Genomic DNA, 14,111 nt, shown 5'->3' with positions numbered 1-14,111 from the left:
TCGGAGCTGATCATGAGCGACATCCACATCGGCAGGCGAGGCCTGCTCCGGGCGACCGGCGGCGCCGCGCTCCTCGCGGCGGCGGGCGGCACCGCCGCGTGCGGCGACGGCGCGGGCACCGGCGAGGCCCAGACCCTGAGCGAGACCGGCGTCGAACTGCCCTCCTACATTCCCAGCGAGATCGCCGCCCCGGACCTCGCCGCCACCGAGGACGGCGTCCTCGCCGGGTACTACTCCTTCCCGCGCGACCTCGTCGACGCCTTCGACGCGCCGCCCGCCGACGGCGCCGGGACGGTCTCCATCCTCACCAACATGTTCAACCCGGTCCCGCCCGGCATGGGCGACAACGCCTACTGGCAGGCCGTCAACGCCTCCGTCGGGGCCGAACTCGACATCACCATGACGCCCGCCGCCGACTACCTCGCGAAGCTCTCCACGATCATCGCGGGCGGCGACCTCCCCGACATGCTCCTGGTCTCCGCGAGCCTCGCCAACCGCTCCGACGTGCTCGCCAACCTGTGCGCCGACCTCTCCGGGCATATCTCGGGCGACAAGATCGCCGACTACCCGCACCTCGCGAACTTCCCCACGGACTCCTGGCTCCCCAGCGTCTACAACGGCGGCCTGTACGGCGTCCCGAACCCGCGCGCGATCGTCGGCACCATCATGTTCGCCCGCGGCGACCTCTTCGCCGCGCAGGGCCTCAACCTCGCGCCCGGCAGCTACGACGAGTTCCTGGAGGCCGCCACCGCCCTCACCGACCCCGCCGCCAACCGGTGGGCCTTCGGCAACCCGCGCGGCCTCATCACCTACGTGGGCAACATGCTCGGCGTCCCCAACGTGTGGCGCGAAGAGGGCGGCGAGTTCACCAACGAGTACGAGACCGAGGAGCGCCGCGAAGCCGTCGCCCGGGTCGCCGAGATGATGGCCGCCGGGCTCTTCCACCCCGACGCCGCCTCCGAGAACATCAACCTCCGCGACCTGTTCGGCAACGGCACCATCGCGATGGGCCCCGACGGCTACGCCGCCTGGGACATCCTCGCCGACACCTACGGCGTCGACGTCCAGGGCATCCCCGCGCCCTCCTACGACGGCAACGGCGAGGGCGTCCACCGCGCCGGAACCGCCAGCTTCGGCCTCATGGCCTTCAAGAAAGCCGACGACGACCGCATCGCGCAGCTCCTCAACGTCGCGAACTGGCTCGCCGCCCCCATCGGCTCCACCGAGTACATGCTCCGCAAGTTCGGCGTCGAAGGCCAGCACTTCGAATGGGACGGCGACACCCCCGTCAAGACCGCGCTGGGCACCAACGAGACCACCGTCCCGTTCGAGTACGTCACCGACGCCGCCCCGATCCTTGGCCCCCGCGCCCAGGCCCGCGTCGACGCCCAGCGGGCCTTCCAGGAGACCGCCGTCCCGCGGATCGTCCGAGACCCGTCCATCGGCCTCTACTCGAACACCGCGATCGACAACGCGGGGGAGCTGGCCGAGATCATCAAGGCCGCCGAACTCGACATCGTCTCCGGACGCAAGGGCATCGAGGCCTGGGACGAGGCCGTCGACGCCTGGCGCGCCGCGGGCGGCGACGCGATCCGCGCCGAGTTCGAGGCCGCCGTCGACACCGCCTCCCCGTCCCCGTCCGAGAGCGCCTGATGGGCGCCCCGCCGATGACCGGCACCAGGACCACCGCACCGGCGAGCGGACCCCAAGCGGGTCCGCCGCCGGGCGCGGCCCGGCCCCGCCGAACGCGCGCGCAGCGGTTCCGCAGGGACCGGTTCCTGCTGCTCCTCGCCCTGCCGGGGATCGCGGTCGTCCTGCTGTTCCACTACCTTCCCTTGGCCGGGAACGTCATCGCGTTCAAGGACTACCAGCCGTACATCGGCATCAGCGACTCCCCGTGGGTCGGGTTCGCGAACTTCTCGGTCATCTGGAACGGCGACCCCGAGTTCCTCAACGCGCTCACCAACACGCTCGTCATCTCGTTCGTGCAGGTCGCGTTCGTCTTCCCCATCCCGATCGCGCTGGCGCTGCTGCTCAACTCGCTCCTGTCCGAGCGCCTCAAGCGCCTCGTCCAGTCGGTGCTGTACCTGCCGCACTTCATGTCCTGGGTGGTCGTCGTCGCGATCTTCCAGCAGATGCTCGGCAACGCGGGCCTGCTCAACACGTTCCTGCGCACGCACGAGCTCGGCGACGTCTCGCTCCTGGGCAACCCCGACCTGTTCATCCCGCTCATCACCGCGCAGGTCATCTGGAAGGACGCGGGCTGGGGCACCATCATCTTCCTCGCCGCACTGTCGCGAGTGGACACCGAGCTGTACGAGGCGAGCGCCGTCGACGGCGCCTCGCGCTGGCGCCAGCTGTGGCACGTGACCCTGCCGAGCATCCGCGGCGTCGTGGTGCTCCTGCTCATCCTCAAACTGGGAGACGCGCTGACCGTGGGCTTCGAACAGATCATCCTGCAACGGGACTCGGTGGGCGCCGACGCCTCCGAAGTGCTCGACACGTACGTCTACTACAACGGCGTCATCGGCGGCGACTGGGGCGTCGCGGCCGCGGTGGGCCTCGTCAAGGGCCTGGTCGGCCTGGTCCTGGTGTACCTCGCGAACAAGTTCGCGCACCTCCTCGGCGAGAGCGGGGTGTACCAGAAATGACCGCCCTCGCCAACCGCAAGCCGGTGCGCCGCAACGTCAACGGCACGCCCCCGCCCGGGATCGCCGTGCGCGGCGCCAAAGGGGTGGTCCTCATCCTCGCGTGCGCGTTCGTGGTGATCCCGTTCCTCGCGGTCGTCTCCACGAGCCTCGCCGACCAGCAGCAGATCACCGAGGCCGGCGGCTACGTGCTGTGGCCCGAGCGGCCCAACCTCGACGCGTACCGCGCGATCCTCGCCGGGGGCGTCGTCACCAGGGCCCTGTTCGTCTCGGTCGGCGTGACGCTCGTCGGCACGCTGCTCTCCCTCGCATGCACCGCGCTCCTGGCGTACGCGCTGTCGCGGCCCGGGTCGTTCGCCCACAAGCCGCTGCTCATGACCGTCCTGTTCACGCTGTTCTTCACGCCCGGGATCATCCCGATGTACCTGCTGGTCAGGTCGATCGGCCTGCTCGACTCGTACTGGTCGCTCATCCTGCCGGTCCTGGTGAACGCCTTCCAGGTGCTCATCATGCGCGCGTTCTTCATGGAGATCCCGCGCGAGCTCACCGACGCCGCCCGCATCGACGGCGCGGGGGAGCTCCAGATCCTCACCCGGATCGTGCTGCCCCTGTCGAAGGCCGTGCTCGCCGTGATCGGCCTGTTCCAGGCCGTCGCGTTCTGGAACGCGTTCTTCAACGCCGTCCTCTACATCAACGACACCGCGAAATGGCCGCTGCAACTGGTCCTGCGCACCTACGTCGTCGACAACACCTCCCTCGGCGTGGACGGCACCGAACTCGCCGGGGCCGCCATGCCCGCCTCCCAGTCGATCCAGATGGCGATCCTCGTCGTCAGCCTCGTCCCGATCGCCCTCGTCTACCCGTTCCTCCAGCGCCACTTCGCCAAAGGCATCCTCATCGGCGCCGTCAAGGGCTGACTCCGACCACGGATCCCTGCTAGCACAGTCCCGCTCACTGAACCCCCGCCGTCACGAAGGAGTGACCACCATGAGCACCGACCACGCCCCCGAACCCCGCACCCTCACCCGCCGCGGCCTCACCGCCCTCGGCCTCGGCGGCCTCGCGGGCGCCGCCTTCGCCGCCCCCGCCAGCGCGAACAACGACCAAGGCGAGGACACGCTCGCCCAGCTCGCGGGCGCCGAACCCGTCGCCACCGTCGAGGACCTCCGCGACAAGGCCGGCACCGCCCCCGGCGAGACCGTCTACCTCCTCGGCTACCACCTCGACACCCCCGGCCGCGGCGGCGGCCTCCTGTTCTGGGACGCCGAGTCCACCGCCGACGACGACGGCGGCACCGTCTTCGCCGTCGCGGGCACCGCCACCGGCCGCTGGCGCCGCCAGGTCGAGTCCTACGCCGACCTCTCCTGGTTCGGCTGGCGCGGCGACGGCGAGGCCGATCCCGACGACGCCACCGCCGACTCCGGGCCCCTCCAAGCCGCGATCGACGCCCTCCCCGCCGGAGGCACCATCGCGATCGGCCCCGGCATCGTCCTCCTCCGCGCCACCGTCAACGTCCTGCGCGTCCCCATCACCTTCGCCGGGGCCGGGCACACCGACAGCCAGGTGACCGGCACCCAGATCCTCGTCGACACCGGCGCCGAGGACGGGTTCCTCCTCACCGGCATGCACGGCGGCGGCTTCCGCGACCTCCAGATCCGCGGCACCGGCCTCACCGGCGGCTCCCTCGTACGCACCGAGCGCGCCGGGTCCGAAAAGGACGACGGCAACTACATGATCGCCTTCTCCAACGTGCGCTTCCGCGACGGATACAACGGCACGACCCTCCGCGGCTGCAACACGATCCGCTTCCAGAACTGCGTGTGGAACACCTTCTCCGGCCAGCACGTGGTCCTCCTCAACGGCGTCGCCGACGACAACCGCGCCGACCCGATCGAGTTCGTGCAGTGCGGCATCGCCGCCGGGCCCGACAACACCACCACCGACAACGTCATCGTCGACGGCCTCGGCGGCTCCCTCAAGTTCATCGCCACCGCAGTCCTCTTCGGACGCCACGGCCTGTGGATGCGCAACACCACCGGCACCGCCGCGCTCCCCAAGTTCGTGTACTTCGAAGGCGGCGGCTTCGAGAACACCCACGGCGTCTCCGTACTCCTCGAACGCGGCGCCCAGGCCCAGTTCGCCAACACCTACATCTCCACCGACGGCGAAGACGACCTCGTCCGCGTCGGCCCCGACTTCACCGGATCCGTCACCTTCGCCGGCTGCGTCATCCGCGGCGCGGGCCGCAACGGCATCGACTTCGCCTCCAAGCGCCTCACCGTCTCCGGGTCCCTCATCGGCAACAACGGCCGCACCGCCCACGTCGACTTCGCCCGCACTATCGACGCCATCGCCGACAACGGCGACGGCACGTTCCGCGTCACCACCGCCGCGGCCCACGGCTGGGAGACCGGCGACCGCGTCACCGTCTACGACGCGGGCGGCACCACCGCGGCGAACGGCAAATGGACGATCACCGTCGTCGACGACGACACGTTCGACCTCCAGGGCTCCGAAGCCTCCGGCACCTACTCCGGCGGCGGCTCGGCCTACCGCCACGGCGCGGGCCTCAACATCCGCGAAGGCGCCACCCGCGTCGTCGTCACCGGCAACGCCGTCGGCGGCTTCGTCGGCGACGGCACCAACCGCCAGGACTACGCCCTCGTCACCGCCGCGCCCGACATCCTCGTGTCCGCCAACGACTTCAACGGCAACCACGCGGGCGGCCTGCTCATGAGGACCACCCCCACCGCCGAGACCCGCATCTCCGGCAACAAGGGCACCGGCGACGTCGACGGCTGGTTCGCCGCCCGCGTCGACGGCGCCGTCGCCAACGGCACCTACGACTTCCCCGGCGCCCTCTACATCGCGGGCGAACGCGTCACGATCGTCAAGACCGCACTCGCCGTCGCCGCGGGCGGCTGCTCCGTCCGCTTCGCCGTGAACGGCGAGGGCGCCACCGGAGCCGTCGCCGCCACCGCCGACCCCGCCGTCAAGACCATCACCACCGCGGCCGTCGTCGACGGCACCGCCGCGCCGAAACGCATCGGCCTCCTCGTCCAGAGCGCCACCGCCGACGCCGCGGACCTCACCGTGCAGTTCGGCTACCGCCGCGCCGGATGACCCCCGCGCCGTCCGCCGCCCCGGCCGCGGCGGACGGCGCCCTCGGGACCGCTGAATCCGCGGCCCCCGCCTCGTCTCTACCGGTAACGGCGCCGCATCGGCGCCCTTGAACCGGGAGACCCGTCCATGACCACCACCGAACCCGCCGTCCGCCCCAAGCGCACCCTGAACCCCCGCCTCGCGCTGGCCCTGCTCGCGCTCCCGTCGATGCTCATCGCCATCGACATCAGCGTCCTCAACGTGGCCCTGCCGCAGATGGCCGCCGACCTGCGGCCCACCCCGACCGAACTGCTGTGGATGAACGACATCTACGGCTTCATGGTCGGCGGCACCATGATCACCATGGGCGCCATCGGTGACCGAATCGGCAGGCGGCGCCTCATCGTGTGGTGCTCGGCGGTGTTCGCGCTCGCGTCGGCGCTGGCCGCGTTCGCGGTGGAGCCGTGGATGATCATCGCCACGCGGGCCGTGATGGGCGTCGCGGGGGCGGCGATCATGCCCGCGTCGATGGCGCTCATCGGACGGCTGTTCCCCGACCCGAAGCGGGCCGTAGCCGCCATGGGCGCCTACATGACGTGCTTCCTCACCGGCATGGCCGCCGCGCCGCTCATCGGCGGCGTCATGATGGCGCACTGGTGGTGGGGCTCGGTGTTCCTCCTCGGCGTCCCGGTCATGCTCGTGACGCTGGTCGCCGCGCCGCGCCTGCTCCCCGAATACAGGGCCGAGTCGGCCGGGCGCATCGACCTGCCCAGCGCCGCCCTGTGCCTCGCCTCGATCCTCCTCGTCGTCGCCGCCCTGAAGCTGCTCGTGAACGGCGGCTGGTCCTGGGAGCCCGCGCTCGCCGGGGCCGCCGGGCTGGGGCTCGGGGTCGTGTTCGTGCGCCGCCAGCGCGCCCTGGACGACCCGCTGGTGGACCTGGCGCTGCTGCGCCGCCCCGGCGTCGCCCGCGTCATGTGGGTGCTGTTCCTGACGGCCCTGCTCATGGGCGGGACCTCGCTGTTCTGGTCGTTCTACCTGCAAGACGTGCAAGGGTTCTCGCCGCTCTTCGCGGCCCTGTGGCTGCTGCCCTCCACGGTGGCGATGATGTGCGCCTCGAACCTGGGCCCGTGGCTCGGGCAGCGGATGGCGCCGACCAAGGTCGTCATGATGAGCCTCGCGGTGATGGCGGCCGGATTCGTCTGCTACGCGGCGGCCACGACCGGCCGGGCCGGGATCGCGGCGATGGTCGCCGGGAGCGTGCTCGCCACGGCCGGGATCGGGGCGGCGTTCCCGTTCCTGATGAACGACGTGATCTCCCGCGCCCCGCAGGAGCGGGCCGGTTCGGCGGCGTCGTTCGTGCAGACCGCCAACGAGATCGGGATCGCCACGGGCCTGGTCGTCCTCGGCAGCATCGGCACCGTCGTCTACCGCGCCGCCATGGGCGCGCAGTCCGGGTCCTGGGTGGACGGCTACCGCGACGCGGCCGAGAACACCGAAGTGCTGCACCGCGTCAGCGAGGCGTTCACCGCGGGCTTCCGCACGGTCGGCCTCGTCGGCGTCGCCGTCATGGCGGTCGTGCTGGTCCTCTACGCGGCCCGCGCCCGCATGGCCGACTAGCGGACCACGATCGAGAACGGCACCTCGTGGTGTCCCGGGTCGTCCTTGTCGGGCGCGGCGATGATGTCGAGCACGCGGTTGGCGAGGGCCTCGCGGCCCGGGGCCACGGTCGAGAACGCGGGGATCGAGTAGCGGCCGTCGGCGATGTCGTCGAACCCCATGACGCGCACCTGCTCCGGGACGGCGAGGCCCCGCACGCCGAGCGTGTACAGCGCCCCCAGCGCCAGGGAATCGTTGAAGCACAGGAGACCGTCGAACGAGGCGCCCGCGTCGAGGAGCCGCTGCGCCGCGCGGGCGCCCTCGGCGCGGTTGAACTCCTGGACGTGCCCGGTCAGCGCGTCGTCCGGTGCGATCCCGGCGCGGCGCAGGGCCAGCGCGTAGCCGTCGAAGCGGTCGCGGGAGGTCTCCATCGGACCCTCGTCCTGGACGCCGATGGTGGCGATCCTGGTGCAGCCCTGGGCGATCAGCTCGGCGGTGGCGGCGGCCGCGGCGGCGACGTTGTCGATGCCGACGTGATGCTCCCGCTCGCCCGCGATGCGCTCGCCGTGCTCGCCGACGAGGACGAGCGAGACGTCCCGGCGCCGCTGCTCCACATCGGCGGCGTCGAGTCCCAAGGGGCTCAAGATGAGTCCGTCGATGGCGGGCAGCCCGGTGCCGTCGAGGGCCTCCAGTTCGCGTTCGCGCGCGCCGCCGGTCTGGGAGACCAGGACGGTGAGGTTGCGGTCGCGGGCGACGTCGACGAAGACCGACGCCAGCTCGGCGAAGTACGGCTCGGCGAGCGTCGGCAGCGCGAGCGCGAGCACCCCGCTGGAGCCGCGGCGGAGCTGGCGCGCGGCGAGGTTCGGCCGGTAGCCCAGCTCCTCGATCGCGACCAGGACCTTCTCGCGGACCTCGGCGCCGACCCAGCCGGTGTTGTTGACGACGTTCGACACGGTCTTCGGGCTGACGCCCACGCGCGCGGCGATGTCGGCGAGGGTGACGCGAGGTTGGGCCATGGGAGTCTCTCTGTTATGACGGGGCGCGAAAACGCTCAGTCGATGATAGCGGCCCGGCTGGTACATTCAACGTTGAACTAGACCGATGAGGGAGTCGCGAACATGAAGAACCAGTCGCCGGTGTCCGGCATCCGCGCGAGCCGCCAGGAGGTCGCCCGCCCGCGCCCGCAGCTGCTGCGGGAGTCGTTCCTCGACCTGAGCGGGGAGTGGGGCTTCGCCCACGACGACGAGGACCGGGGCCTCGCGGAGGGGTGGTGCGACGGCCGGGCGCTGCCGCGGTCGATCACCGTCCCGTACCCGCCTGAGTCCGCGGCGTCCGGGGTCGGGGAGACCGGGTTCCACCCGGTCGTCTGGTACCGCCGCGAACTCGCCGCCGCGGACCTCGCCGCGGTCGGGCACGAGGCGGGCCGCCGCCTGATCGTCCACTTCGGCGCCGTCGACTACCGCGCGAGCGTGTGGCTCGACGGGCGCCTGGTCGGGTCCCACGAGGGCGGGCACACGCCGTTCGCGCTCGACCTCACCGACCACCTCGGCGAGGGGCCGGGCGTCCTGGTCGTGCGCGCCGAGGACGACCCGCTCGACATCGCGCAGCCGCGCGGCAAGCAGGACTGGCACGAGTCGCCGCACGCGATCTGGTACCACCGCACCACCGGCATCTGGCAGCCCGTGTGGCTCGAATCCGTTGCGGCACTGCACATCACCGGCATCCGCTGGACCTCCGACCTCACCCGCGGCACCGCCACCGCGCAGGTGACCCTGAACCGCCGCACTGACGCCGCCGTGCGCGTGCGGATCGCCCACGAGGGCGAGGTGATCGGCGAGGCCGAGGCCCGCGCCGGGGGCGCCCAGGTCGCCGTCACCGTCCCCCTCGCGGGGCAGGAGAACGGCCAGCACTACGAGCAGCTGCTGTGGCGGCCCGAGTCGCCGACGCTCCTCGACGCGTGGATCGCCGTGGGGGACGACGCCGTGGCGAGCTACCTCGGCCTCCGCTCGGTCGCCGTCGCCGACGGCCGGTTCCTCGTCAACGACCGGCCCGTGGTGCTGCGTTCCGTACTGAGCCAGGGCTACTGGCCCGACACGCACCTCGCCGCCCCCGAGCCGGCGCTGCGGCGGGAGGCGGAGCTCATCGCCGAGCTCGGCTTCAACTCCGTGCGCGTCCACCAGAAGATCGAGGACCCGCGCTTCCTGTACCACGCCGACCGGCTCGGGCTCCTCGTCTGGGGCGAGATGCCCGCGACCTACACGTTCTCCGACGAGGCCGTGGTCCGCACGACCCGCGAGTGGACCGAGGCGGTGCGCCGCGACGCCTCGCACCCGTCGATCGTGACCTGGGTGCCGCTCAACGAGTCCTGGGGCGTGCAGCACCTCGCGTCCCGCGCGGACCAGCGCGCGTTCGCCGAGGCGCTCTACCACCTGACGAAGGCCCTCGACCCGACGCGGCCGGTCATCTCCAACGACGGCTGGGAGCTCGGCACCTCCGACCTGTGGACCGTCCACGACTACGAGTCCGAGGGCGCGGTCCTCACCGCACGCTACGACGTGCCCGAAGCCGCCCTGCGGGCCTCCCTCGAAGGGATCGGCCCGTCGGGCCGGCGCATCCGCCTGGACGGCACCGAGGACCGCGGCGAGCCCGTGATGCTCACCGAGTTCGGCGGCGTCAAGTGGGCGCCCGGCGCCGCATCCGAGGAGGCGTGGGGCTACTCCGAGGCTTCGAGCGCCGAGGACTTCGACCGCCGCGTCGGCGACATCCTCCGCGCCGTCCAGGGCGCCTCGATCGGCCGCGGCCGCCGCGCCGGGCTCGCGGGCTGGTGCTGGACGCAGCTGACGGACACGCTCCAGGAGGTCAACGGCCTGCTCACGGCCGAGCGGGAGCCGAAGCTCCCCATGGAGCGGCTGCGCGCGCTCGTGCGCGGGGACTAGCCCGTTCCATATCGGCCGTTGCCCCTCGCGAGGGGTGTGTGATAGCGTTCGCCAAAATAGTTCAGCGTTGAACTGGATCCGCCTTAGTTCAACGCTGAACTACCCCGGCACGCCACCAGTCCAGCCACTGAGGAGGATCCATGTCAAGAACGAAGACGCTCGCGGCCCTCGGCGCCGCAGCGGCGCTCGGGCTCGCCGCGTGCTCGAACGGCGGCACCCACGAGGCCGCCACCTCGTTCGCCGCCGACACCGAAGCCGAGATCACCTTCACCTGGTGGGGCAACGAAGAGCGCGCCGACTGGATGAACCAGGCCCTCGACCTGTTCAACGAGGAGTACCCGAACGTCGAGGTCGTGCGCAACTTCAACGCCTGGGGCGACTACTGGACCGCCCGCAACACCGAGGCCGCCGGCCAGGCCCTCCCCGACGTCCTCATGATGGACGCCGGCTACCTCGGCGAGTACGCCGACAAGGGCCTGTTCCTCGACCTCGGCGCCTACCAGGGCGGCCTGCTCGACACCAGCGGCTACGCCGACACCCTCCTGGAGTCCGGCACCGTCGACGACCAGCTCGTGGGCGTCCCGATGGGCTACAACGCCTGGTCCATGATGTACAACAAGGACCTGCTCGACGAGCTCGGCGTCCCCTACCCGACCGACGACATGACCCTCGACGACCTCGAAGCCTATGTGCTCCAGGTGAACCAGGCCGGGGCCTCGCACGATCCCAGGATCTACGGCGCCTCCGACTACACCGGCGGCCTCCCCGGCTTCATCTACTCCCGCATGCAGGAGGGCGAGCCCGTCTTCACCGAGGACGGCCGCCCGGCCTTCGAGGAGCAGGACGTCGTCGACTACCTCGACTCCGTCGCCGACCTGCGCGACAACGGCGACTTCTACCCGATCGAGCGCACCGTCGCCCTCGACCCGCTCGGCGGCTTCCTCGGCGGCGAGGCCGCGCTCTGGTTCAACTTCTCCACCACCGTCGCCCAGGCCATGAGCGACATCGGCACCGAGAACATCGGCATGGTCCAGGCCCCCACCGAGAACGGCCAGCACGTGCTCGCCGACCACCCGAGCATGCTCCTGTCGGTCGCCGCGAACTCCGACCAGCCCGACGCCTCCGCCGTCCTCGTCGACTTCCTCGCGAACTCGCCCGAGGTCAAGGCCATCTTCGGCGCCTCCCTCGGCGCGCCGCCCACCGAGGAGGGCCGCGCCGCCGTCGAGCAGTCCGTCTCCGACTCCGTCGACTTCGGCTACCTCGACGCCGTCGCGGACGAGATCACCGAGAGCTACCCGCTCCTGCCCTCCGGCTACGGCTCCATCGAGGCCAAGTGGGGCGAGCTCCACGAGCAGCTCCTCTACGGCGACATCGACACCGAGCAGCTCGCCGAAGAGCTGTTCGCCGAAATGGACATGCTCCTCGGATGACCGCGACGCGCCAACGCGCCCGCGACCGCTCCACCCGCGCCGGATACGCGTTCCTCTCCCCTTGGCTCATCGGGTTCCTCGGCCTCACCGCCGGGCCGATGATCGCCTCCCTGTACCTCTCGTTCACCGACTACAACCTCTTCACCGCCCCCGAGTTCATCGGCATCGAGAACTACCAAAGGCTCCTGACGGACTCGAACTTCCACCAGGCCGCCAAGGTCACCGCCCTGTACGTCGTCTTCGGCACCCCGATCAAGCTCGCCGCCGCGCTGGGAGTCGCCATGCTCCTGCACAACTCCCGGCGCGGCCAGGGCTTCTACCGGTCGGCCTACTACCTGCCCTCGCTCATCGGCGGCAGCGTGTCGATCGCGATCGTCTGGAAGGCCATGTTCATCGACGAGGGCATCGTGGCGCAGATCGGCGCCGTCTTCGGCGGCCCCGACGCGTCGGCGGGCGGCTGGGTCGGCGACCCCGGCCGCACGCTCCCGATGCTCATCCTGCTCACCGTGTGGCAGTTCGGCGCCCCCATGGTCATCTTCCTCGCGGGCCTGAAGCAGGTCCCGACCGAGATGTACGAGGCCGCCGAAGTGGACGGCGCCGGACCCGTGCGCCGCTTCTGGAACATCACCATCCCGCTGCTGTCCCCGGTGCTGTTCTTCAACCTCCTGCTGGAGACGATCCACGCGTTCCAGATCTTCAACTCCGCGTTCATCATCTCCAACGGCTCGGGCGGCCCCGCCCAGTCGACCCTGTTCTACACGCTGTACCTCTACTTCCGCGGCTTCCGCGACTTCCAGATGGGGTACGCGTCCGCGATGGCCTGGGTGCTCGTGATCGTCGTCGGGCTCATCAGCCTCCTGCTGTTCCGCAGCTCGAAATCGTGGGTGCACTACTCGGGAGACGACCGATGAGCCGAACGAAGAACGCACGCCGCACCCGCGGCTCGATCCTGTTCCACGCCTTCGCGCTCGCGGTGCTCGTGGTCATCCTCTACCCCGCGGTGTGGATGCTCATGAGCTCCTTCAAGCCGAGCAGCGAGATCATCGGCGAAGTGAGCCTCCTGCCCGCGAACGGGGGCTTCCAGAACTACGCGAAGGCCCTCGAAGGCATCGGCGGGATCTCCTTCTGGACCTTCGTCCTCAACTCGCTGGTCCTCGCCGCGGGCTCAGTCGTCGGCATCCTGCTGTCGTGCTCGCTCGCGGCCTACGCGTTCGCGCGCGTGGCCTTCCGCGGCCGGAACCTCTTCTTCGTGTGCATGATCGCCACGATGCTCCTGCCGTTCCACGTCGTGATCATCCCGCAGTACATCGTGTTCAACAACCTCGGCATGATCAACACGTACTGGCCGCTGCTCCTCGGCAAGTTCCTCGCCACCGACGCGTTCTTCGTGTTCCTGATGATCCAGTTCATCCGCGGCCTGCCGCGCGAACTCGACGAGGCCGCCGTCATCGACGGCGCGGGCCACCCCCGGATCTTCTTCTCGATCATCCTGCCGCTCATGAAGCCCGCGCTCGTCACCTCCGCGATCTTCGCGTTCATCTGGTCGTGGAACGACTTCTTCGGGCCGCTGCTGTACCTCAAGGAGCCCGGTATGTACACGATGCCGCTCGCCCTGCGGCTCTACGTGGACCAGACCTCGACCTCCGACTACGGCGCGCAGATGGCGATGGCGATCCTGGCGCTCCTGCCGGTGCTGCTGTTCTTCTTCGCCTTCCAGCGCCAGCTCGTCGGCGGCGTCGCCACCCAGGGGCTCAAGGGATGAGCGCGCGCACCGCCCCGAAGCGCCGGGCCCCGGCGGAATACCTCGTCCGCTTCGGCGGCGGTGCGCTCGGCCTGTTCGGCGAGATGATCGTGGTCGGCCTCGTGGTCACCGCCCTGTCGCTCCCGCTGGCGACGGCCCTTGCGGCCGTCGCCGCGGGCACCCGCCACCTCGACCGCCACGCCGCCGACCACGGCGACGGCCTCGGCGACCTCCTGTCCGCCGCCTGGCGGGCCCTCCGGACCGGTTGGGCCGCAAGCGCACTGACCGCGCTCGCGGTGGGACTGCTCGGCCTGAACGTGGCGCTCGGCGTCCAGGGCCTCGTCCCCGGCGGGACGCCCCTCGCGGTCGTCAGCGCGGTCTTCGCCCTGGTCATTGCGACTGTCGCGGCGCGAGCGGCCTCCCTGTGGGAGCCGTCCGCGGACTGGCGCGACCTCTTCCACGAGGCCGCGGTACTCACGGCCGCCGACCCGGTCGGCACCGCCTACGTCCTCATCGGACTCGGCGTCGCCGCGGTCGTCGCCTGGATGTTCCTGCCGCTCATCGTCATCGCACCGGGCATGCTCGCCGTCGCGCTCATCGCGGCACGGCGTCGCGCCCGCGCCTAGCCCCTGCTCCGTCAACCGACGATCCCCGACAC

The 14,111-nt window shown here is 70.9% G+C and carries 11 protein-coding genes; 10 read left to right on the top strand and 1 reads right to left on the bottom strand.

Annotated features, from left to right (window positions below; translation table 11 throughout):
- The first annotated feature begins 12 nt into the window (after positions 1–12).
- From B0I28_RS10205 to B0I28_RS10185, 5 genes are all read left to right on the top strand, one after another.
- Complete coding sequence (locus B0I28_RS10205) at positions 13–1,653, top strand: extracellular solute-binding protein (protein ID WP_106363715.1); 1,641 nt, start codon at positions 13–15, stop codon at positions 1,651–1,653.
- A gap of 14 nt (positions 1,654–1,667) precedes the next feature.
- Positions 1,668–2,651 (top strand): ABC transporter permease, encoded by a 984-nt coding sequence (locus B0I28_RS10200; RefSeq protein WP_219926681.1) that lies wholly within the window; start codon positions 1,668–1,670, stop codon positions 2,649–2,651.
- The gene (locus tag B0I28_RS10195; RefSeq protein WP_106363713.1) at positions 2,648–3,565 is read left to right on the top strand and encodes a carbohydrate ABC transporter permease; all 918 of its coding nucleotides are present in this window, start codon (positions 2,648–2,650) and stop codon (positions 3,563–3,565) included. The genes B0I28_RS10200 and B0I28_RS10195 overlap by 4 nt, the downstream gene beginning before the upstream one ends.
- Before the next feature lie 70 nt (positions 3,566–3,635).
- On the top strand, positions 3,636–5,771 hold the full coding sequence (locus B0I28_RS10190; RefSeq protein WP_106363712.1) for a hypothetical protein: 2,136 nt from the start codon (positions 3,636–3,638) through the stop codon (positions 5,769–5,771).
- A gap of 126 nt (positions 5,772–5,897) precedes the next feature.
- Positions 5,898–7,367 (top strand): MFS transporter, encoded by a 1,470-nt coding sequence (locus B0I28_RS10185; RefSeq protein WP_106363711.1) that lies wholly within the window; start codon positions 5,898–5,900, stop codon positions 7,365–7,367.
- Here B0I28_RS10185 and B0I28_RS10180 read toward each other — a convergent pair.
- On the bottom strand, positions 7,364–8,362 hold the full coding sequence (locus tag B0I28_RS10180) for a LacI family DNA-binding transcriptional regulator (protein ID WP_106363710.1): 999 nt from the start codon (positions 8,360–8,362) through the stop codon (positions 7,364–7,366). The two genes, B0I28_RS10185 and B0I28_RS10180, sit on opposite strands and share 4 nt — an antisense overlap.
- Positions 8,363–8,464: 102 nt before the next feature.
- Here B0I28_RS10180 and B0I28_RS10175 point away from each other — a divergent pair, with 102 nt between their 5' ends.
- The 5 genes from B0I28_RS10175 (at position 8,465) to B0I28_RS10155 (ending at position 14,079) form a co-directional block, all read left to right on the top strand.
- Complete coding sequence (locus B0I28_RS10175) at positions 8,465–10,282, top strand: glycoside hydrolase family 2 protein (RefSeq protein ID WP_106363709.1); 1,818 nt, start codon at positions 8,465–8,467, stop codon at positions 10,280–10,282.
- Between the two features lie 140 nt (positions 10,283–10,422).
- A complete protein-coding gene (locus B0I28_RS10170) occupies positions 10,423–11,712 on the top strand; it encodes an ABC transporter substrate-binding protein (RefSeq protein WP_106363708.1) in 1,290 nt (429 codons plus the stop codon).
- Complete coding sequence (locus B0I28_RS10165) at positions 11,709–12,623, top strand: carbohydrate ABC transporter permease (RefSeq protein ID WP_106363707.1); 915 nt, start codon at positions 11,709–11,711, stop codon at positions 12,621–12,623. The genes B0I28_RS10170 and B0I28_RS10165 overlap by 4 nt, the downstream gene beginning before the upstream one ends.
- Positions 12,620–13,474 (top strand): carbohydrate ABC transporter permease, encoded by an 855-nt coding sequence (locus B0I28_RS10160; RefSeq protein ID WP_106363706.1) that lies wholly within the window; start codon positions 12,620–12,622, stop codon positions 13,472–13,474. Before B0I28_RS10165 ends, B0I28_RS10160 begins: the two co-directional genes overlap by 4 nt.
- Positions 13,471–14,079: a hypothetical protein gene (locus B0I28_RS10155; RefSeq protein ID WP_106363705.1), complete on the top strand. Its 609-nt coding sequence runs from the start codon at positions 13,471–13,473 to the stop codon at positions 14,077–14,079. The genes B0I28_RS10160 and B0I28_RS10155 overlap by 4 nt, the downstream gene beginning before the upstream one ends.
- Positions 14,080–14,111: the final 32 nt, after the last annotated feature.

The sequence above is a fragment of the Glycomyces artemisiae genome (genome assembly GCF_003002955.1).
Lineage (GTDB): Bacteria > Actinomycetota > Actinomycetes > Mycobacteriales > Micromonosporaceae > Glycomyces > Glycomyces artemisiae.
The sequence above is the reverse complement of the archived record's forward strand: the minus strand, read 5'-3'. Positions and strand labels throughout refer to the sequence as shown.